The organism is Massilia endophytica (assembly GCF_021165955.1).
GTDB classification, from domain to species: Bacteria; Pseudomonadota; Gammaproteobacteria; order Burkholderiales; family Burkholderiaceae_D; genus Rugamonas; species Rugamonas endophytica.
On record NZ_CP088952.1, the window covers coordinates 3689983 to 3710878 of the forward strand.

General features: G+C 65.3%; 23 protein-coding genes. 17 read left to right on the forward strand and 6 right to left on the reverse strand.

Going from position 1 to position 20896, the window contains the following annotated elements:
* Positions 1-4: 4 nt before the first annotated feature.
* Positions 5-394, reverse strand: a complete 390-nt coding sequence (locus LSQ66_RS16845) for a methylglyoxal synthase (RefSeq protein WP_231766346.1) — start codon at positions 392-394, stop codon at positions 5-7.
* A complete protein-coding gene (locus tag LSQ66_RS16850; RefSeq protein ID WP_231766347.1) occupies positions 391-1317 on the reverse strand; it encodes a DMT family transporter in 927 nt (308 codons plus the stop codon). The genes LSQ66_RS16845 and LSQ66_RS16850 overlap by 4 nt, the downstream gene beginning before the upstream one ends.
* 167 nt (positions 1318-1484) lie before the next feature.
* Here LSQ66_RS16850 and LSQ66_RS16855 point away from each other — a divergent pair, with 167 nt between their 5' ends.
* From LSQ66_RS16855 to LSQ66_RS16925, 15 genes are all read left to right on the forward strand, one after another.
* Positions 1485-2369 carry a DUF4214 domain-containing protein gene (locus LSQ66_RS16855; RefSeq protein WP_269449096.1) on the forward strand — a complete coding sequence of 295 codons (885 nt, stop codon included), beginning with the start codon at positions 1485-1487 and terminating at the stop codon, positions 2367-2369.
* 85 nt (positions 2370-2454) lie between these two features.
* Entirely contained in the window at positions 2455-3180 is a 726-nt protein-coding gene (locus LSQ66_RS16860) for a YebC/PmpR family DNA-binding transcriptional regulator (protein ID WP_231766349.1), read from the forward strand.
* Positions 3181-3204: 24 nt separating this feature from the next.
* Positions 3205-4473, forward strand: coding sequence for a phosphoribosylamine--glycine ligase (gene purD, locus LSQ66_RS16865; protein ID WP_231766350.1), 1269 nt, complete (start codon positions 3205-3207; stop codon positions 4471-4473).
* 5 nt (positions 4474-4478) lie between these two features.
* Positions 4479-5387 carry an oxygen-dependent coproporphyrinogen oxidase gene (gene hemF, locus LSQ66_RS16870; protein ID WP_231766351.1) on the forward strand — a complete coding sequence of 303 codons (909 nt, stop codon included), beginning with the start codon at positions 4479-4481 and terminating at the stop codon, positions 5385-5387.
* Positions 5384-6031, forward strand: coding sequence for a nicotinate-nucleotide adenylyltransferase (gene nadD / locus LSQ66_RS16875; RefSeq protein WP_231766352.1), 648 nt, complete (start codon positions 5384-5386; stop codon positions 6029-6031). The genes hemF and nadD overlap by 4 nt, the downstream gene beginning before the upstream one ends.
* A complete protein-coding gene (gene rsfS / locus LSQ66_RS16880) occupies positions 6032-6748 on the forward strand; it encodes a ribosome silencing factor (protein ID WP_231766353.1) in 717 nt (238 codons plus the stop codon).
* Complete coding sequence (gene rlmH, locus LSQ66_RS16885) at positions 6749-7219, forward strand: 23S rRNA (pseudouridine(1915)-N(3))-methyltransferase RlmH (protein WP_231766354.1); 471 nt, start codon at positions 6749-6751, stop codon at positions 7217-7219.
* Between the two features lie 21 nt (positions 7220-7240).
* Positions 7241-7858 (forward strand): Maf family protein, encoded by a 618-nt coding sequence (locus tag LSQ66_RS16890; RefSeq protein WP_231770137.1) that lies wholly within the window; start codon positions 7241-7243, stop codon positions 7856-7858.
* Positions 7855-9318, forward strand: coding sequence for a ribonuclease G (gene rng / locus LSQ66_RS16895; RefSeq protein ID WP_231766355.1), 1464 nt, complete (start codon positions 7855-7857; stop codon positions 9316-9318). The genes LSQ66_RS16890 and rng overlap by 4 nt, the downstream gene beginning before the upstream one ends.
* 73 nt (positions 9319-9391) lie before the next feature.
* Positions 9392-10150 (forward strand): c-type cytochrome, encoded by a 759-nt coding sequence (locus LSQ66_RS16900; RefSeq protein ID WP_407659533.1) that lies wholly within the window; start codon positions 9392-9394, stop codon positions 10148-10150.
* Between the two features lie 10 nt (positions 10151-10160).
* On the forward strand, positions 10161-11402 hold the full coding sequence (locus LSQ66_RS16905; protein WP_231766356.1) for a c-type cytochrome: 1242 nt from the start codon (positions 10161-10163) through the stop codon (positions 11400-11402).
* 8 nt (positions 11403-11410) lie between these two features.
* Positions 11411-11584, forward strand: a complete 174-nt coding sequence (locus tag LSQ66_RS16910) for a hypothetical protein (RefSeq protein ID WP_231766357.1) — start codon at positions 11411-11413, stop codon at positions 11582-11584.
* 3 nt (positions 11585-11587) lie between these two features.
* The gene (locus LSQ66_RS16915) at positions 11588-12136 is read left to right on the forward strand and encodes a cupredoxin domain-containing protein (RefSeq protein WP_231766358.1); all 549 of its coding nucleotides are present in this window, start codon (positions 11588-11590) and stop codon (positions 12134-12136) included.
* A gap of 13 nt (positions 12137-12149) precedes the next feature.
* Positions 12150-13751: a cbb3-type cytochrome c oxidase subunit I gene (locus LSQ66_RS16920; RefSeq protein WP_231770139.1), complete on the forward strand. Its 1602-nt coding sequence runs from the start codon at positions 12150-12152 to the stop codon at positions 13749-13751.
* The gene (locus LSQ66_RS16925; protein ID WP_231766359.1) at positions 13748-14536 is read left to right on the forward strand and encodes a c-type cytochrome; all 789 of its coding nucleotides are present in this window, start codon (positions 13748-13750) and stop codon (positions 14534-14536) included. Before LSQ66_RS16920 ends, LSQ66_RS16925 begins: the two co-directional genes overlap by 4 nt.
* Here the strand turns inward: LSQ66_RS16925 and waaF are convergent.
* Entirely contained in the window at positions 14533-15573 is a 1041-nt protein-coding gene (gene waaF, locus LSQ66_RS16930; RefSeq protein ID WP_231766360.1) for a lipopolysaccharide heptosyltransferase II, read from the reverse strand. The two genes, LSQ66_RS16925 and waaF, sit on opposite strands and share 4 nt — an antisense overlap.
* Positions 15563-16810: an O-antigen ligase family protein gene (locus LSQ66_RS16935; RefSeq protein ID WP_231766361.1), complete on the reverse strand. Its 1248-nt coding sequence runs from the start codon at positions 16808-16810 to the stop codon at positions 15563-15565. The genes waaF and LSQ66_RS16935 overlap by 11 nt, the downstream gene beginning before the upstream one ends.
* 52 nt (positions 16811-16862) lie before the next feature.
* Between LSQ66_RS16935 and LSQ66_RS16940 the strand changes: the two genes are divergently transcribed.
* On the forward strand, positions 16863-17708 hold the full coding sequence (locus tag LSQ66_RS16940; protein WP_231766362.1) for a glycosyltransferase family 2 protein: 846 nt from the start codon (positions 16863-16865) through the stop codon (positions 17706-17708).
* 124 nt (positions 17709-17832) lie between these two features.
* On the forward strand, positions 17833-18063 hold the full coding sequence (locus LSQ66_RS16945) for a DUF6139 family protein (RefSeq protein WP_231766363.1): 231 nt from the start codon (positions 17833-17835) through the stop codon (positions 18061-18063).
* Positions 18064-18069: 6 nt separating this feature from the next.
* On the opposite strand, the gene LSQ66_RS16950 is transcribed toward LSQ66_RS16945, so the two are convergent.
* Positions 18070-19413, reverse strand: a complete 1344-nt coding sequence (locus LSQ66_RS16950; RefSeq protein ID WP_231766364.1) for a DUF4214 domain-containing protein — start codon at positions 19411-19413, stop codon at positions 18070-18072.
* A gap of 61 nt (positions 19414-19474) precedes the next feature.
* Positions 19475-20815 carry a DUF4214 domain-containing protein gene (locus LSQ66_RS24735; RefSeq protein ID WP_269449097.1) on the reverse strand — a complete coding sequence of 447 codons (1341 nt, stop codon included), beginning with the start codon at positions 20813-20815 and terminating at the stop codon, positions 19475-19477.
* Between the last annotated feature and the right edge of the window lie 81 nt (positions 20816-20896).

Genomic DNA, 20896 nt, shown 5'->3' on the forward strand with positions numbered 1-20896 from the left:
CTCCTTACTGTTGGGTTGCGAAGCGCGCGCGCAGCTGGTCCAGCACCAGGTGGGCCGTGGCGACGTTGGTGGCGCAAGCCACATTGTGCACGTCGCAGGCGCGCACCAGGGCGTTGATGTCCGGTTCGTGCGGCTGCGGCGTCATGGGGTCGCGCAGGAAGATCACGGCGTCGATCTGGTCCTCCACCAGCAGGGAGCCGATCTGCAGGTCGCCGCCCAGCGGCCCGGAATGCTTGCGGTCCACCGCCAGGCCCAGCTCGTTGGCCAGGCGGCCGCCCGTGGTGCCGGTGGCGGTCAGGGTGCACTGGCGCAGGAACTCCACGTATTCGCCCGCCAGGGCAATCATGTCGTCTTTCTTCTTGTCGTGGGCAATGAGGGCGATACGGGGCTTCATGGACGTAGTTCTCTCTTGGCGTTGGAAAGCAGGTAGATGCCGGACATGACGAGCGCGGTGCCCGCCAGCTGCCAGGCGCTCACGGGTTCGGCCAGTATGACGGCCCCCAGCAGCAGTGTCGACACGGGGCCGATCATTCCTGCCTGGGAAGCCACGCCCGCGCCGATGCGCTGCACGGCGATCATGGTCATGAAGACGGGCATCACGGTGCACAGCAGGCCGTTCATCAGCGAGAGCCAGTAGACGGGCATGGGCTGGACCAGCATGCCTGCTGGCCGCAGCAGGAAGAACTGGCCGATGCAGGCGGCGCTGGACACGCACATGGCATAGGCGACCAGGCGCAGCGAGCCGATGCGCTTGACCATCTCGCCCGAGCCCAGCAGGTACAGGCCATAGCTGACGGCCGAGCCCAGCACCAGCAGCGAGCCCACCAGCACATTGCGGTTGCCGCCCTCCAGGTCATGCAGGAAGACGAGCACGATGCCGCCGTAGGAAACGAACAGCGCCAGCCATTGGGCGCGGCTGATGTGCTTCTTCAGCACCGAAGCGGAAATGAGCAGCACGAAGCTGGGCGTGAGGAAGAGGATCAGGCGCTCCAGGCCCACGGTGATGTATTGCAGACCCAGGAAGTCGAGGAAGCTGGAAAGATAGTAGCCCACCAGGCCCAGGCCCACGATGCGCCAGCGGTCGGCGTTCGACAGCGGCGGGCCGCTGCGCATCTTCCACACGGCCACGGCGGCAAACACGGGCAGGGAAAACAGCATGCGGAAGGCAAGCACCGTGACCGCATCCATGTGATACCGGTACATCAGCTTGGCCAGCACGGCCTTGGTGGAAAACAGCACCGCGCCCCCGATGGCGATCGCGAGCCCGCTCAGATAGGTGGCCCGCGCGGCGGCGGCATCCCTTGTGCTTGTGGTCATTCCTTCATTGTAAGAGAAACAGGCTTTTCCCGCTGGCGGGGCCCATTTTCCAATCTGAAATGTTGCCGCGCGAAATTGCTTGCGCAGACGCGACAGCTCGTCTTTTTAGGCGTACTCTTTCGTTATAAAAATTACATTCTTTTTCGGCAACAAAAAGGAGTGGAATCATGGCGGACACACTCATTTTGGGAGGCACCAACGGGAACGACACACTGACCGGCGGTGATGGTAATGATTACATTTATGGCAATGGAGGAGCAGATATTATGAGTGGTGGAAACGGCGACGATCGTCTGTACAGCGGTGAAATCTATCGTGAGGGCGGCAACCTTCCCGACACTGTTGGCGATGTGTTCCATGGGGGAGCAGGCAACGACATCATGTTCGGCGGCGATGGCAACGACCGCATGGATGGCGAAGCCGGCAACGATCAGGTAAATGGGGGTAAAGGCCACGACTGGCTCGCCGGCGGTCCTGGCAACGATACCCTGGACGGTGGCGCAGGCTTCGACACGGCGGTGTTTGCCGGCGTGCGGGCGGACTACACCGTCGGGCGCGATCCGGCCACAGGCATGCCGGTGGGGGTGCTCACGAGCGCCAGTGGGGAGTCGGATACCCTGGTCGGCATCGAGCGGGTGCAGTTCGCCGACACGGCCGTGGCCTACGACATCAGCGGCGACGCGGGCCAGATCTACCGCCTCTACCAGGCGGTGTTCAACCGCCAGCCCGACCAGGCAGGCATGGGCTTCTGGCTCAGCGTGGCGGAAGACCGGGGCTGGAGCATGCGCGACATCGCCTCCGGCTTCTTCAACAGCGACGAGTTCCGCACCATGTATGCCAGCAATTCGGACGCGGACTTCCTGGCCAAGCTGTACCTGAACGCCCTGCACCGGCCCTATGACCAGGCAGGCCTGGACTCCTGGCTGCATGCCATCAGCCTGGGCGTGACGCGCGAGGAAATCCTGCTGGGCTTTGCGGAAAGCGCGGAGAACCAGGCGCAGGTCATTGGCAGCATCCAGAACGGCATCACCTACACGCCGTTTATCGCCTGAGGCTTCCCCGGCGGGCGCGCAATCCGAGGGGGGCGGTATGCTAGAATACCGCCCTCGATTGCATACCGTCTAAGGAAGACCGAACATGGCTGGACACAGCAAATGGGCCAATATCAAGCATAAAAAGGCTGCAACGGACGCCAAGCGCGGCAAGATCTGGACGCGCCTGATCAAGGAAATCACGGTCGCGGCCCGCATGGGCGGCGGCGACATCAACGCCAACCCCCGCCTGCGTCTGGCGGTGGACAAGGCAGCCGACGCCAACATGCCGAAGGATAACGTGCAACGCGCGATCACGCGCGGCACCGGCGGCGACGAGGGCGCCAACTACGAAGAAGTACGCTACGAGGGCTACGGCATCGGCGGCGCGGCCATTATCGTGGACTGCATGACGGACAACCGCGTGCGCACGGTGGCCGAAGTTCGCCACGCTTTCAGCAAATACGGCGGCAATATGGGCGCCGAGAACAGCGTGTCCTTCCTGTTCAAGCACTGCGGCCAGTTCCTGTTCGCCCCCGGCACCGACGAGGCCAAGCTGATGGACGCGGCCCTGGAGGCGGGCGCCGAGGACGTGGTCGCGGACGAGGAAGGCGGCTTCGAAGTGCTGTGCGCGCCGAACGATTTCGCCGCCGTGAAGGATGCGCTGGAAGCGGCGGGCTTCAAGGCCGAAGTGGCGGAAGTGATCATGAAGCCGTCCACCGAGACCGTGTTCACGGGGGACGACGCCATCAAGATGCAGAAGCTGCTGGACGCGCTGGAAAACCTGGACGACACCCAGGAAGTCTATACCAACGCCGTCATCGAAGACTAAGCTCAACCCACCTCACAAGTCCTTATGAAAATTCTGGTAGTCGGCTCGGGCGGCCGCGAACATGCACTGGCCTGGAAACTGGCGCAATCCGAACGCGTGCAGATGGTGTACGTTGCACCGGGCAACGGCGGCACGGCGCGCGACGTGCGCCTGCAGAATGTCGCCATCACCGACCTGGAACAGCTGGCGGACTTCGTGGTGCAGGAGCATATCGCGCTGACGGTGGTGGGTCCAGAAACCCCGCTGGCGGGCGGCATCGTGGACCTGTTCCGTGCGCGCGGCCTGAAGATCTTCGGCCCCACGAAGGCGGCCGCGCAGCTCGAATCGTCCAAGGATTTCGCCAAGGCCTTCATGAAGCGCCACGGCATTCCCACGGCGGAGTACGAAACCTTCTCCGACGTGCAGAAGGCCCACGACTACGTGAACGCCAAGGGCGCGCCCATCGTGATCAAGGCCGACGGCCTGGCCGCGGGCAAGGGCGTGGTGGTGGCGATGACGCTGGACGAAGCGCACCAGGCAGTGGACCACATGCTGGCCGATAACCGCTTCGGCGACGCGGGCGCGCGCATCGTGATCGAAGAATTCCTGGCGGGCGAAGAAGCCTCCTTCATCGTCATGTGCGACGGGAAGAACGTGCTGCCCCTGGCCACGAGCCAGGACCACAAGCGCCTGCTGGACAACGACCAGGGCCCGAACACGGGCGGCATGGGCGCGTACTCCCCTGCTCCGATCGTGACCCCGGCCATGCATGCGCGCGTGATGCGCGAGATCATCAACCCCACCATCCAGGGCATGGGCAAGGACGGCATTCCCTTCACCGGCTTCCTGTACGCGGGCCTGATGATCGACGCGGCGGGCAATCCGAAGACGCTGGAATTCAACTGCCGCATGGGCGACCCTGAAACCCAGCCCATCATGTCGCGCCTGAAGACGGACCTGGTGGGCGTGATGGAGCACGCCGTGAACGGCACGCTGGACGCCGTGGAACTGGAATGGGACCGCCGCACCGCCGTGGGCGTGGTGCTGGCCGCCGCGGGCTATCCGGACAATCCGGCCAAGGGCGCCGTGATCGAAGGCATTCCGGCCGAAACGCCGGAGTCGGTGACCTTCCACGCGGGCACCACGGAAAAGGACGGCCAGCTGCTGACCAGCGGCGGCCGCGTGCTCTGCGTGGTGGGCCTGGGCGACAGCGTGAAGATGGCGCAGAAGCAGGCTTACGAGACCGTGGACAAGATCTCCTTCGAAGGCATGCAGTACCGCCGCGACATCGGCTGGCGGGGCCTCAAGCACTGAGCTCCATGCAGCCGAATCCGGAACAAGTCAAAGCCTACCTCCTCGGCCTGCAGGAGCGCATCGTGGGTGCGCTGGAGCAGGCCGACGGTTCGCCATTCCTGCGCGATGCCTGGGAACGCCCCGAGGGCGGCGGCGGCATTTCGCGCCTGATCGAGGAAGGCAATGTGCTGGAACGCGGCGGCTGCAATTTCTCGCACGTGACGGGCGCGAAGCTGCCCGCTTCGGCTGCGGCGCATCGCCCCGGCATCGGCGGGCGCGCGTGGGAGGCCATGGGCGTGTCGCTGGTGCTCCATCCGCGCAACCCGTATGCGCCCACGGTGCACATGAACGTGCGCTTCTTCACCACCACCACGGAAGACGGCACGCCGGTGTGGTGGTTCGGCGGAGGCATGGACTTGACGCCCTATTACGGCAACAAGGACGACGCGCGCCACTTCCACCAGAGCTGCCGCGATGCCCTGCAGCCTTTCGGCGAAGAGCTGCACCCGCGCTTCAAGCAGTGGTGCGACGAGTACTTCTACCTGAAGCACCGCAAGGAAGCGCGTGGCGTGGGCGGCATTTTCTTCGACGACTTCAATGCGCTGTGCTTCGAGCAAAGCTTCGCCATGATGCGCAGCGTGGGCGATGCTTTCCTCACCGCCTACCTGCCGATCCTGAACGCGCGCAAGGACACCCCATACGGTGAACGCGAGCGCGATTTCCAGGCCTACCGGCGCGGCCGCTACGTCGAATTCAACCTGGTGTTCGACCGCGGCACGCTCTTCGGCCTGCAATCCGGCGGACGCACCGAGGCGATCCTCATGTCGATGCCGCCAGTCGTCAAATGGCGCTACGACTGGCATCCGGAAGACGGCACGCCGGAAGCGGCGCTGTACACCGACTTCCTTCCGCACCGCGACTGGCTGATTCCGTGACGGCCTGTATCGCACTGCTGGGAGGCAGTTTCGATCCGGTCCACAACGGTCATATCGCGCTCGCGGCGCATTTTGTCCAGTTGCTGCACGCGGACCGGCTGCGCGTGATACCGACCCTGCCCTGGCAGAAGTCGGCCCTCGTGGCCACGCCGGAGCAGCGGGCGGAGATGGCGCGCCTGGCCTTCGCGGGCCAGCCCTTCGCGGCCGAGATCGACCGCCAGGAGATCGAGCGCAACAAGCCGACCTACACCGTCGATACGCTGCGCGCCCTGCGCGCGGAGCTGGGCGAAGCCACCTCGCTCTGCTTCCTGATGGGGGCGGACCAGCTGGAACGTTTCGACACATGGCACGACTGGCAGTCGCTCTTCGGGCTGGCCAACTTCTGCGTGGCGGCGCGGCCCGGCTTCACGCTGGACGGGCCGCAGGTGCCGCGCGCCGTGGCCGCCGAGTTCCGCCAGCGGCTGGCGCCGCCCCATACGGTGCGCGCCACCCCGGCAGGACTGGCCTGCCTGGCGCCGGATCTGGCGGTGGACATCTCGGCCACCCGCATCCGGGCAGCGCTTCAGCAGGGGGGCGAGGCAAACTCGCTTGTCCCGCAGGTAGTGCTAGACTATATTGAACAACACAATCTTTATAAGAACTAAATGGATATCAAAAAACTGCAAGCCCTCGTCGTCGATGCCCTGGAAGACGTGAAAGGCCAGGACATCGTCCTCTTCGACACGACGGGCTTGACCAGCCTGTTCGACCGCATCTGCATCGTTTCCGGCACCTCCAACCGCCAGACCCGCGCCCTCGCCTCGTCCGTACGCGACAAGGTGAAGGAAGCCGGCGGCGACGTGGTGGGCATCGAAGGCGAAGACACCGGCGAATGGGTGCTGGTGGACCTGGGCGACATGATCGTGCACATCATGCAGCAGCCCATCCGCGCCTACTACCGCCTGGAAGAGATCTGGGGCGAGAAGCCCGTGAAGCTGGGCGCGGCCAAGCGCAAGTCCTCGGCCGAAGGCAAGGCCGCCGCCGAGGCGGAAGCGGCGCCGAAGAAGAAGTCCGGCCACCTGGCTGCCTCCAAGGCCGCCAAGGAAGCCGATGCCGTGGTCGAGAAAAAGGCGCCGGCGCGCAAGCCGGGCACCGTGAAGGCCGCCGCCGCCGCGGGCGCCGTGGCCAAGAAGGCCGCCGCGAAGAAAGCCGCACCGGCCATCGAAGCGCCGGAAGGCAAGAAGGTGAAGGTTGCCGCCTCCAAGTCCTCCGTGGCCTCGGCCAAGGCGGCCAAGGAAGCGAAGGCCAAGTCTGCCGCCAAGGCAGCCGAAGCCCCGGCCAAGACCGTCATCAAGCGCATCAAGAAGCCAGCTGCCGAGTAAATGCAGCTGATCATCGCTGCGGTCGGGCACAAGATGCCCGGCTGGATCGAAACCGGCTTCGCCGAATACGTGAAGCGCATGCCGCCGGAGCTGCGCATCGTGCTCAAGGAAATCAAGCCTGTCGAGCGCTCCGGCAGCAAGACCGCCGCCACCGCCATGGCGCTCGAGAAGGAGCGCATCGAGGCGGCCCTGCCCAAGTCCGTGCGCATCATCGCCCTCGACGAGCGCGGCAAGGACCTCACCAGCGTCGGACTTTCCCAGCAATTGCAGCTCTGGCAGCAGGACGGCCGGGATACCGCCTTCCTCATCGGCGGCGCCGACGGCCTCGATCCCGAACTCAAGGCCCGCGCCGAGGGAATGATTCGCATTTCCAGCATGACCCTGCCGCACGGCATGGTGCGCGTGCTGCTGGCGGAACAGTTATACAGGGCGTGGACAATAACGCAGAATCACCCGTATCATCGCGTGTAACAATTCAACCGAACCATGGCGATGAAACCGGTCGACAAGAAAATCTACCTCGCTTCCAAGAGCCCGCGGCGGCGCGAACTGCTGCGGCAGATTGGCGTCGACTTCGAACTGCTGCTGCTGCGCAGCGACGGTCCGCGCGGGCCGGATGTCACCGAGGAAGTGCTGCCCGGCGAAGCGCCAGTGGACTACGTGGCCCGCGTGGCCAATGAAAAGGCGGATTTCGCCTTCGACCTGGTGCACAAGCGCCGCCTCACCCAGCGCGCCGTGCTCTCGGCCGACACCACGGTGGCCATCGGCAGCGAGATTCTCGGCAAGCCCGCCACCAATGCCGAAGCGGTGGCCATGCTGGAAAAGCTCTCGGGCCGCACGCATGAAGTCATGACCGCCATCGCCGTGCGCTACCAGGACTTCTCCGAGCACATTACGCAGGTTTCCGAGGTGCGTTTCGCGGACCTGTCGCCTGCCGCCATCAAGGCCTACTGCGCCACGCAGGAACCGTACGACAAGGCGGGCGGCTACGGCATACAGGGCCTGGCCGCGGTCTTCATCGAGCATATCGAAGGCAGCCACTCGGGCATCATGGGCCTGCCCCTGTTCGAGACAGCGCAGCTCCTGCGCCGGGCAGGCGTGCTGCCATGAACGAAGATATCCTCATCAACATCACGCCCCAGGAAACGCGCGTTGCACTGATACTGCAAGGCGCGGTGCAGGAGCTGCACATCGAGCGCACGCTCACGCGCGGCCTGGCGGGCAACGTCTATTCGGGCAAGGTGGTGCGCGTGCTGCCGGGCATGCAGTCTGCCTTCATCGACATCGGCCTGGAACGCGCAGCCTTCCTGCACGTGGCCGACATCTGGGAAGCGCGCCCGCACGACGGCCAGAACACCAATCCCACCCCCATCGAGAAGCTGCTCTTCGACGGCCAGGTGCTCACCGTGCAGGTGATCAAGGACCCCATCGGCACCAAGGGCGCGCGCCTGTCCACGCAGATCTCCATTGCGGGCCGCATGCTGGTCTACCTGCCGCAGGATTCGCACATTGGCATCTCGCAGAAGATCGAGAAGGAATCGGAGCGCGAGGCGCTGCGCGCCCGCATGCAAAGCCTGCTGCCGCCGGAAGAGAAAGGCGGCTACATCGTGCGCACGCAGGCGGAGGACGCGAGCGACTCCGACCTGCAGGCCGACATCGAATACCTGCGCAAGACCTGGAGCGCCATCTGCCACGGCGCGCGCACGCGGCCGCCCGCCAGCCTGCTGCACCAGGACCTGAGCCTGGCGCAGCGCGTGCTGCGCGACTTCGTCTGCGACGATACGGCCACCATTCAGGTCGACTCGCGCGAGAACTTCCTGAGCCTGACCGAATTCGCGCAGGTCTACACGCCCAGCGTGCAGACCCGCCTGCAGCACTACACGGGAGAGCGCCCCCTCTTCGACCTGTACGGCGTGGAGGAGGAGATCCAGCGCGCGCTGGGGCGCCGCGTCGACCTGAAGTCCGGCGGCTACCTGATTGTGGACCAGACCGAGGCCATGACCACCATCGACGTCAACACGGGCGGCTATGTGGGCGGGCGCAATTTCGCGGACACGATCTTCAAGACCAATCTCGAAGCGGCCCATGCGATTGCAAGGCAGCTGCGGCTGCGCAACCTGGGCGGCATCATCATCCTCGACTTCATCGACATGGAGAACGGGGAGCACCGCAATGCCGTGCTGGCGGAACTGAAGAAGGCCCTGGCGCGCGACCGCACCAAGGTGTCCGTGAGCGGCTTCTCGGCGCTGGGCCTGGTGGAGATGACGCGCAAGCGCACGCGCGAGTCGCTGGCGCATATCCTGTGCGAGCCCTGCCCCGCATGCCAGGGCAAGGGCCAGGTGAAGACCTCGCGCACCATCTGCTACGAGATCCTGCGGGAGCTGCTGCGCGAAGCGAAGCAGTTCAACCCGCGCGAGTTCCGCATCCTCGCCTCGCAGGAAGTGGTGGACATGTTCCTTGAAGAGGAATCGCAGCATCTCGCCATGCTTGGCGACTTCATCGGCAAGAAGATCTCGCTTCAGGTCGAGACCGCCTACCATCAGGAACAGTACGACGTCATCCTGATGTAAGCCGCGCCATTCGTACGCCGTCCGGCGCAGGCGCGTGCTATCGTAGGCCCAACCATTCACGCCAGCTTCAGCAATGGCACCGCCCGGTGCCTGGGGAAGGAGTCGCCGTTTGCGCCGCGTCCATTCGACAGTTGCCAGCTCGCTTGCCCTCGGCGCCGCCCTGCTCGGCGCTCCCTGCGCTCGTGCGCAGGCTCCCGGCGCCGACAGGATCCCCGACACGATGGAGGAGCGCGTGCGCGCCTGCATCGGCTGCCATGGCGTGCAGGGCCGCGGTGTCGAAAACGTCTATTTCCCGCGCCTGGCAGGCAAGCCGGCTGGCTACCTGTACAACCAGCTCGTGGCTTTCCGCGACGGCCGCCGCAAATACCTGCCCATGAACTACATGCTGGCCTACCTGCCGGACGCCTACCTGATGAAGATGGCCCAGCATTTCGCCGAGCTCGACCCGCCGCCCCTGCAGCAGCCCGCCGTCAACCGGCCTGCGCAGCAGCTGATGGAAGGGCGCCGCCTCGTCTTCGAGGGCGTTCCGGCACGCAAGATTCCTGCCTGCGTGCACTGCCATGGCCAGGGCCTGGCGGGCCGCGAGCCCGGCATTCCCGGCCTGCTGGGCCTGCGGGCCGACTACGTGAGCGCGCAGCTGGGCGCCTGGCGCTACGGCCTGCGCACGGCCGTGGCGCCGGACTGCATGCAGGTGATCGCCTCCAGCCTCACCGAGCCGGAGGTGGCGGCCGTGTCGGCATGGCTGGCCTCGCTGCCGGTGGACCCCGGGGTGCGGCCGGCCAAGGAATCCGGCGCCAAGCTGCCGATGGCCTGCGGCAGCCAGGGCCGATAGGGACAATGCCATGCGCCTCGCCTATCTTCCTGTCCTCCTGCTTCCCGTGGCCGCCGTGCTGGCGCAGCCGCGTCCGGCCGCCCAGGCTTCCCTGGTGGAAAGGGGCAAGTACCTGGCGCAGGCGGGCGACTGCATTGCCTGCCACACGGTGCCGGGCGCGAAGATCTTCTCCGGCAACCGGGCCATGCCCACACCCTTCGGCACCCTGTACGCGCCGAATATCACACCCGATCCCGAAACGGGCATTGGCCGCTGGAGCGCGGACGATTTCTACAAGATGATGCACACGGGCCGCGGGCGCGACGGCAAGCTGCTTTATCCAGCCATGCCCTTCGCCAGCTATACCAAGGTGACGCGGGCCGACTGCGACGCCATCTTCGCCTACCTGCGCTCGGTGCCGCCGGTGCGCCAGAAAACGCGCGAGCACGACCTGCGCTTCCCCTACAACAACCGCAACCTGCTGATCGGCTGGCGCACGCTCTACTTCGAGGAGGGCGAGTACCAGCCGGACAAGAGCAAGTCGGCGGAATGGAACCGCGGCGCCTACCTGGTGGCAGGCCTTGGCCACTGCGCCATGTGCCACACCCCCATCAACGCCCTGGGCGGCTCGTCCGAGGCGGAGGCCTTCCGCGGCGGCCTGATTCCCATGCAGAACTGGTACGCCCCTTCGCTCACGTCCAACAAGGAGGCGGGCCTGGGCACATGGCGCATCGAGGACATCATGGCCCTGCTGCAGACCGGCGTGTCGAACCGGGGCACGGTCTACGGGCCCATGGCCGAGGTGACCTATAACAGCCTGCAGTACATGTCCGACGAGGACATCCGCGCCATGGCGGTCTACCTGAAAAGCCTGCCCAGCGACCAGCCGGTGCAGGCCACGCCGCCGAATGCGCCGCAGCGCGCGGACGTGGCCAGGCTGTTCAGCGAAGGCCAGGGCATCTATGCCAGGCAGTGCGCGAGCTGCCACGGCGCGGAGGGGCGCGGCAAGCTGCCCCACTACCCGCCGCTGGCGAACAACCAGTCCATCACCATGACCTCCGCCGTGAACCCGATCCGCATGGTGCTGAACGGCGGCTACCCGCCCGGCACGCGAAAGAATCCCATGCCCTACGGAATGCCGCCTTTCGCGCAGGAGCTGACGGACGCGCAGATTGCGGCCGTTGTCACCTATATCCGGAACGCCTGGGGCAACCGTGCAGGCGCAGTGAACAACCGCGAGGTGAACGCGCTGCGTTCCGCCTCCCTCGACTAGGAGAGCCCATGTTCGCCGAACCCGATGACAGCGACGATCCCGGCCTCCAGACGCGGATCGAAACGATCGTGGCGCAAGGACCGGGCGGCGCCTTCGCCGTGGCCGGAGCCGCCGTCGCGGCGGTGCTGGCGATCTGGCTTGCCTTCTACCTGCTGGTGTTTCTTGCGCGGGGAGGCGCCTGAGCCATGGAAGCGGACGTCCATACCTCCGCAGTGCGGGCCGAGCGGCGCTGGGCGCTGATCGTGGGCGGCATCATCGTCTTCCTGACGGGGATGGTGGTGTATATGAGCCTGCACTGGGCCGCGATGCCGCCGCTGCGCATGGAAACCATCGATCCCGCCACCTTGCACCTCTCCGGCGAGTTCGTGGAATCGAACCTGGGATCGGCCCGCGAGGCGGACGGCTCGGTCACCGTTCGCCTGCTCGGCAGCCAGTATGCCTTCACGCCCCAGTGCGTGCTGGTGCCGCGCGACACGCCTGTGCTGATCCGCGGCACGAGCTCCGACGTCATGCACGGCTTCTCGGTATCGGACACCAACGTCAACGTGATGCTGGCGCCCGGCTATATCTCGCAGTTCCGCACCCGCTTTGCCCGCGCCGGCGAGCACGTGATGCCCTGCCACGAATTCTGCGGCATCGGGCATGCCGCGATGTGGGCGCGGGTGAAGGTGGTGGAGCCGGAAGAATTCGACCGCGCCGCCGCGAACGGGAGGGCAAACTGTGTCAAGCGCTGAGACCCGCCGCCTCGTGCTGTGGCATTTCTGGATCGCCTTCGCGGCCTTCTTCGCGGCCCTGCTGCTGGGAGAATGGCAGATGTACATCCGCAGCCCCCTGCGCGACTGGATCGGCAATCCGGAGCTCTACTACCGCTCCGTCACCGCCCACGGTTCGGCCATGGGCTATGTCTTTCCGACGCTGGTGGCCATGGGCTTCGGCTATGCGATCGTGGAGCTTTCGCTCAAGCAGGCGCTGATCGGCAAGCGCTGGGCATGGGCGGGCCTCGGCCTCGTCGTGCTGGGAACCGTCACCGCGATGGCGCCCGTGTCGATGGGGCTGGCCTCGGTGCTCTACACCTTCTATCCGCCCCTCATCGGCAATGCCTTCTACTATATCGGCATCGTCCTGGTCGTCGTGGGTTCCTGGATCTGGGTGGCGCTGATGTCGGTGAACCTGCATGCGTGGCGCAAGGCGCATCCGGGCGGCGTGGTGCCCCTGCCCATGTTCGCCAACGTGGCGGGCGCCTATCTGTGGGCATGGACCTCGCTCGGCGCCGCCATCGAGCTGCTGTTCCAGATCATTCCCGTGGCGCTGGGCCTGAGGCAGACCATCGATGCGGGCCTCGCGCGCGTGTTCTTCTCCTGGACGCTGCACGCCATCGTGTACTTCTGGCTCATGCCTGCCTATATCGCCTTCTATACCCTGGTGCCGCGCGCCATCGGCGGAAGGCTGTACAGCGACACCATGGCGCGCCTGTCCTTCATCCTCTTCCTGGTGTTCTCCATGCCCATCGGCGTGCACCACCTGTTCCAGGACCCGCAGGTAGGCTCCGGCGTGAAGTTCATGCACGCCGTGTTTACCGGCCTGGTGTCCGTGCCCACCCTGCTCACCATCTTCACCATCACCGCTTCCGTGGAGATTGCGGGCCGCCTGCGCGGCGGCACGGGCGTCCTGGGCTGGGTGAAGCGCCTGCCCTGGCACAACCCCATGATGCTGGCCGTGGCTTTCTCCTTCATCCTCCTCGGCTTCGGGGGCGCGGGCGGCTTGATCAACATGAGCTACCAGCTGGACTTCGCCGTGCACAACACGCAGTGGATCACGGGCCACTTCCACCTGATCTTCGGCGGCGCCATCGTCATCATGTACTTCGCCCTGGCCTACGACCTGTGGCCTCACCTGACGGGCCGCGCGCTGAAGAACGGGCGCGCCATGCGCTGGCAGCTGTGGCTGTGGTTCGTTGGCATGATCGTGCTCACCTTCCCCTGGCACGTGGTCGGCATCATGGGCATGCCGCGCCGCATGGCCTACTTCGATTACAGCGACCCTGCGGTTGCGCCGCAGGCCATTACCGTCATCATCACCTTCATCGGGGGCCTGCTGCTGGTGGTCTCCGGCCTGTTGTTCCTGCTGGTGCTGGCGCGCGGCCACCGCGCGGAGCAGATCAATCTGCCGGAGTTCACCTTCAGCCAGACGGTGCATGCGGAGCGCACGCCTCTGGCCCTCAACGGCTACGGGCTCTGGCTCGCGCTCATGATCGGGCTCTCCGTCGTCAACTACGGCTATCCCATCAGCCAGCTGATCGCATTGCCGCAGACCTCCGTACCCGCCGTGCCCATAGGGAGCCAGCCATGAACGGCGAAAGACTGTTCTCGCTGAAGAACCGCTGGTTCACAGGCAGCGTGCTTGCATTGGCTTGCATCGCCATTGTGGCGGCGCTGATCGGCTTTGTCTGGATACCACGCGCCCATGCGCGGGAGGCGATAGCCAGCCTGTGGGAGTCGATCTGCCGCGCGGCAGGAGCCCCGGGAGCCTATTACAGCGCCGGCCTCGATGTGGATACCGGCAATCGCTCGAGCGACGTGATCGTGATGGCGCAGATGATGGCCACGGCGGACAGCGCCTCAATCGGCCGGGGCGCCACCCTGGCGCTGCGCTGCACCATGTGCCACGGCGCGCGCGGCATGAGCCCCGCCGGTTCGCCCCACCTGGCTGGGCAGGCCGCCAGCGCCACCTACAAGCAGCTGCGCGACTTCCAGACTGGGCACCGTCCGAGCGCCATCATGCAGCCGCTGATGGACGGCCTGTCGGACCAGGACATGCGCGACCTGGCAAGCTACTACGCCTACCTGCCGCGCGAGCGCCTCACCGACCGGATGAACCGTTCCACGCCCCGCCTGGTGCGCAACGGCGCGCCCATGCGAAACATCGGCGCCTGCGCGTCCTGCCATACGCTTGAAATCCACAAGCCCGCCACGCCCTGGCTGGATGGCCTGCCCGAATCCTACCTGCACCAGCAGCTGCTCGCCTTCCGCGACGGAACGCGGCGCAACGACCTGCATGCGCAAATGCGCAATGCGGCGCGCCATCTGACGGATCAGGAAGTGAAGGAGCTGGCCCAGTACTACGCGAGCCGTTAGCGGGCGGCGGGCTGCAGCATGGGCTGCAAGGTCTGCCACACGCTTTGCGGCTCCAGCTGCCGCATGCAAAGGTGATGACCCAGCGGGCATTCGCGCTGGCGGCAGGGCGAGCATTCCAGGCGCAGCGACAGCGCTGCAGCGATATCCGAGAACGGCGGCGCATGGTCCGGGTCCGTAGGCCCATAGATCGCGATCACGGGCCGATTCAGGGCCGAGGCCACGTGCAGCAGGCCGGAATCGTTGCTGACCACCGCCGCGGCCTGGCCGATCAGGGCCACCGCTTCATCCAGTTTGGTACGTCCCGCCAGATTGTGAATGGATGCGGCAGCCGTACCCGCCGCAGCCTGCACTTCTTCGCATACAGGAGCATCCTTCGGGCCGCCAAGCAGTGCGATTCGCGCATCGGGCAGCTGCGCCAGCACCTGAGCTGCAAGCGCAGCAAAGTGCTCAGGCGGCCAGCGCTTGGCGGAACCGAATTCCGCGCCCGGCGCAAACACCACCAGCGGCACGCCGGCAGGCACGCCGGCCTTCCCGCACGCTGCGCGCATCTGCTCCTCGCTGACGGACAGGCGCGGGCGCGGCACGTCTTTTCGCAAAGGCGCGGAAGGTTCGTCCGCCAGCGCGGCATAGAAGGGAACCATGGGCCTCGGCGGCACGTCGTCGTGATGCATGACGTTGACCAGACCATAGCGCGACTCGCCCTTGTAGCCCACCCGGTGACGGATGCCGGCAAGCCATGGGATCAGCGCGTACTTGATGGTGTTGGGCAGCACGTAGGAGCGCGCGTAGCCGCGCCGCCTGAGCATGCGCGCATAGCGCCAGCGCTCCTTGAGCTGCAAGGCGCCGTGCCGGAACGGCGTTTCCAGCACATCGCTCACCTCCGCCATCTGGCGCCACACCGGCGCGGCGGAGGGGGGCGCCAGCACGTCGATGGGCGAAGCGGGATAGCGCTGGCGCAGCAGCTGCAGCAGTGGCTGCGCCATCACCGCATCGCCGATCCAGTTGGGAGAGATGACGAGGATGCGTTCAGCGGCCATCGGTCTCTTTCGCGTTCAGGCAGAAGCCCATGAGAACGAAGAGCATGAGCGCATAGAACATGGCGCTGCGCACGGACCAGAAGATGACTTCGGAGAGCCCGAAACTGAAGTAGCTGAGCACCAGCAGCATGCCCGCCAGCGCGGGCGCAATGAGCCCCGCCCCCGCCGACTCGTGCCGGTTCAGCACGCGCAGGAAGAAGAGGAAGGGCAGCAGCAGCGTCATGAACCAGAGCAGCGCGCCGGGGATGCCGTTGAAGACAACGGCCTGCAGCAGGTCGTTATGGAAGTGCTCGGACTCCAGCACGAAGGGCTGGAGCTGGCCTTCCGCCACCAGCTGCTGCAGCTCGCGCGTGACCTGCTGCGGGCTGGAAGGCGTCCAGGGATGGCGGGCCGAGAGCATGAGCGCGCCCTTCCACAGCTCCAGGCGCACGCCCACATTGGTGAAGGCGCCCGCGCCCTGGTAGTAGGTGCGCACATCGCTCACGCCCTGGTGCAGGCGCTGCTGCACCCCGGTCTGGGGAATGAGGTAGGCGGCGATCATCAGCACGGCCACCAAGGCGGCCGCGCTCTTGGCGAACTTGCCGCGCAGGTAGTGGCCGTATTTCAGGAAGAGCAGCGCGGAGAAAACGATGGCGATCCAGCCGCCGCGCGTGCCGGTGGCCACAGTGCCTACCAGGCCCGCCACGGTGCCAAGCGCGGGAATCAGGCGCTCGCGCCCGCGGAAGTCGAGCACGCCCGCCAGCGACATGAGGCCCATGCAGAGGAGGATGTCGCCAAAGGTAATGGCGTTCATCATGCCGCCGGGACGGTCCACGCCTTCGAACCAGCGCTGGTAGACGGCCACGCAGGCTCCGGCCACCACGCCCGCGACCAGGCCCAGCCAGAAGGCGCGGCGGCTCGGGCGGCAGGCCAGCATGGCGGCCAGGGCCGTGGCGGCGATGAGCATGCGGCTGGGCTTTTCCCAGCCGCGCAGGGTGACTTCACCGCTCAGCAGCACCACCAGTCCGGCGAAGATGAAATAAGCGCCGAAGGCTATCAAAACGCCCCGGATATCGCTAAGATGACGCCGGAACAGAGGCATGCTCTGCTTGCTGCACCAGAGCGCCGCCAGCAGAAAGCCGAAGCTGCACAGGCCCACGCCGATCTTGCTGATCAGGGCCAGGAAGGGCAGGAGGAAAACCAGGCTGGTGACAACAACGGTCTTGGGGTCGGCGTTCTTGGCTAAAGTATTATTCATTCATTGTTTTTGTAGCTTTCTTGCAAAAATCAACAGGTATCTCATCGAATTCATGCAAAAAGCGTCAAAAATCTCCGTTATCGTCACGACCTATAACCGCCCCGACGCGCTAGCTGCTGTAGTCGAAGCTTTGTTCGCGCAGGATGACAGGAATTTCGAAATCATTATCGCCGATGATGGTTCCTCGAACAACACGCGTAATTGCGTAGAGGAACTGCAAAAACGCACACCCGTTCCGCTACTCCACGTCTGGCAGGAGGACCTGGGTTTCCGGGCGGCGCGGGTGCGCAATCTGGGCACCCTGGCGGCGAGCGGCGACTACATCGTTTTCCTGGATGGCGATTGTATTCCCGGACGCAATTTCGTGTCCCAGCATCGCAAGCTGGCCCGCCCCGGCTTCCTGGTCTCGGGCAGCCGCGTGCTGCTCAGCCCCGACTACACCCGCCGGCTGCTGGACCAGCACCTCGACCTGAACGGCCTGGGCTGGCTGCAGCGGCTGCGCCTGCGCCTTGCGGGCCATTTCAACAAGTTCCTGCAAACGGTGCTGGTGCTGCCCGACCTGGGCCGCGAGCGTAAACGCTTCAGCTGGCGCCGCATCAAGAGCTGCAACCTGGCCGTCTGGCGCCGCGACCTGGAGCTGGTGAACGGCTTCGACCAGAGTTTCCTGGGATGGGGCCATGAGGACTCCGACCTGGTGGTGCGCCTGTTTAACGCGGGCGTGCTGCGCAAGGACGGCGCCTTCGCCACCGAGGTTTACCACCTGTGGCACAAGGAAAACCAGCGCGACCAGGAGAGCAGCAACCGCGCCGTGGTGCTGAAACGGGCCGAAGACCGCACCGTGCAGGCCGTGACGGGCCTGCGCGACATCGACCCGCAGGAAGCGCGCGCCCTGGCCTGAGTTGCGCTCCTTTCCCGGTGGAAGAGTAGAATCGGTTCCTGGACCGTGCGCCAGCGAACGGAGTTGTGGCGCACGGGCTGCCAAGCTGTGGCCTGGAGCCGATCAACCCTCTGGAGGAACCGCAATGCGCCTGGACATTTACCGACGACCCGAACACGACGGCATTTTTTCCTACTTGGCAGTGCCGGAAGGCAAGCCGATTCCCCAGGAAGCCATCAATACCGACTGGGAGCCCACCGCCCGCGCCATGGAAGTCGATGACGACGCCGAAGAGCTGCCGGACTTCCACATCGAGCACCTGCCCGAGCAGATCGGCAGCAAGGGCTACGCGATCACGGGCCTGAAGGACATGTAAGGCCGCTCAGGCCTGGTACGGAAGGTATTCCACGCCGTTCTGCATCAGGCCAACAAGCTGGGCCTGGTTTTCCGCGCTCTCGCTGAAAATCATCAGCACCTCCGCCTTGCTCACGCCGCGCGCGAACTCGCGCAGGAAGTGGTCGTAGCCTGCCTGGTCGGGCGCACGGTGCAGCACGTTGTCATACAGGTTCGTCAGGAAGCGTCCGCTCTCCGGGTCCGGTCCGCCGTACACGGTGGTGAATTCCGGGCTGCCCATGAAGCCTTGCGCCACGCTGAGCAGGCTCTGGCCGCCGTCCATGCGCGCGAGCCAGAAGCCGAAGCCTGGCAGGTCGGGCTCACGGTCGAACGCCGCCTTGTACAGCCGGTATGCCTGGCCAGCAACGCCATCGACATCGAGCGCCACCCCTTTGTCTTCGAAGAGGATGCGCTCGTCGTTCAGCAGCAGGTCTTCACCGGACATCGAATCCGGCCCCTTCACCCTGAACCCCTGCTCCGCTTTGCTGATCACATAGCCCGCGCGCGCGTCGCCATACAGCACGGTGTCGATGCCGGTGCCGCCATCCAGGGAGTCGTTGCCCGGGCCGCCGAACAAGAGGTCGTCGCCGTTGCCTCCTTTGAGAAGATCCGCTTCGAGTGAACCGAACAGGACCTGGCCACCTCCTGCCGAATTGATGCCCAGCTCCCCGCCCAGCCCGTCGCCTCCATACAGCCAGGCCAGCGCCGCGTAGTCGTAGTAGCCGAAGGCATCATACGGCCCGCCCTCGAAGGTATAGGACATGAGCGTGTGTGCCGTATTGTCTTCCGCCTGCGGCAGGGTGATATCGCCTGCGAAACTGTGCTTCAGGCCCAGCATATGACCCAGCTCGTGCAGCAGGACCTGGTAGCCCCCGCTGCCGGGCGTCAGATCGGCGTTGTAGGTGCCATATCGCCCGCTGTCGAGGTAGATCCATGCATTGGCTTCGTACTCCAGGATATTGAAAGAGCCGTCATACCGGTAGTGGGTATTCCAGGTGCAGTAGCCCGCGCTTTCCTCGTTCGTCAGGTCGCCGCTCCAGAGGTGAACCTGCGCCTCTGCGCTCACCGAGGTTTCCACAAAGTTGATACCCGTGATGTCGCTGATGTAGGACATGGCGTCCCGCGCGATGGCACGCTGGGATGCGCTGAGCATGCCTGCGGAGCCGGCAATGGCCTCGCTTTCCCGCGCATTGCTGCGGTCTACGGCGAAGGTGTAGTAGATCGTATTGTTGCCAGAGGTCAGGTAATTCCAGCCGGGACCATTGTCGAGCAGGGCGTCGACATAGTAGCGGCCGGAAAGCGGCGCGTGCGTCACTTCATTTACGGTGGGCATAACTTAATTGCTTATTGGAAAATGATAGTATTTTCGTCAATAAGCAAAAAGTCAACTGCCCCTATGCGTTGTAGAGCAGGTATTCCACTCCGTTCTGCATGGCGCCGATCAGCTGAGCGCGGTTCTCCTCGCTTTCGCTGAAGATGGCCAGCACCTCCGCCTTGCTGACCCCACGGGCGAACTCGCGCAGGAAATGTTCGTAGCCGGGCTGGTCCGGGGCGCGGTGCAGCACATTGCTGTACAGCCGGGTGAGGAAGGCGCCAGGCTCGGGATCGGCGCTGCCGTAGAGCCCCGCGAATTCCGGACTGGCCATGAAGCCAGCAGCTGCCCCGTGCAGGCTCATGCCGTCGTCCATCTTCGCGATCCAGAAGCCGAGCCCTAAATGATCCGGCTGGCGGTTCAGGGCCGCCTGGTAAAGCCGGTAGGCCTGGCCGCCTACGCCATCGATATCGAGCGCCACATGCAGGTCGCCGAAGGCAATGCGCTCGCTATTGAGCAGGGTGTCGCTGTGCTGCGCGTTTCGGGCCGTGACGGTGAAGCCTTCCGCCGTGCGGCCGATCGAATGGTCCGCGCGGCTGCCGCCATAGCGCACCGTGTCCAATCCGGCGCCGCCGTTCAGCACATCGCCGCCGTACCATCCCTCCAGGATGTCGTTGCCCGCCCCGCCCTCCAGCAGGTCGCCCGCGCTCCCGCCCACCAGCAGGTCGTTGCGGGAGGTGCCGCTCAGGTAATGAGCGCCGGTGGCGGAATTGAGGCCGCGCGCGCCGCCCAGGCCATCGCCTCCGTAGAGCCAGTTCAGCGCCGCCACGTCGTATTCGCTGTATGCGGAGGCGGGACGCCCCTTGGTGGTATAGGACATGACCGTGAGCGTGGAGTTGTCGTCCTCCGCAGGCAACTGGATGCCGCCCTCGAAGGAATGCTTGAGGCCGAGCATATGGCCCATCTCGTGCAACAGGGTCTGGTAGCCGCGCGTGCCGGGGTTCAGGGTCGCGTTCTGTGCGCCGAAATCATGGTCGTCCATGTAGATCCATGCGCGGGCGCTGTAGCTTGCCACCTCGCCTCCGGCGCCGTAGCGGATATCGTCTGTCGCGGTGCACAGGGCGCCGATGCCGCGCTGCAGGTCGCCGCTCCACAGATGGACTTGCGCCGTATCGGAAGTCTCCACGAACTGGATGCCTGTGATGGCGCTGGCGTGGGCGAAGGCCTGGCGCACGTTCGCCTGCTGCGTTTCGCTCATCTCGTGCACCACCCCTTCGACATATTCCGCGCGGTTCGGGTCGAAGCTGTTGAGGGAGAAGGAATAAGTGATGGTGTTGCCGCGCTGGTAGTTCCAGTGCGGCCCCTCGGCCAGCAAGGCATCGACATAGTTGCGGCCGGAAAGGGGGACTTGTAGTTGTGCCACTGTCTTCACCATTTCTATCGAATGGAAAAGCACAGTATTTTCTTCGCCATGGGCGAAGTCTGTCGCCCATGTTCAGTGAAT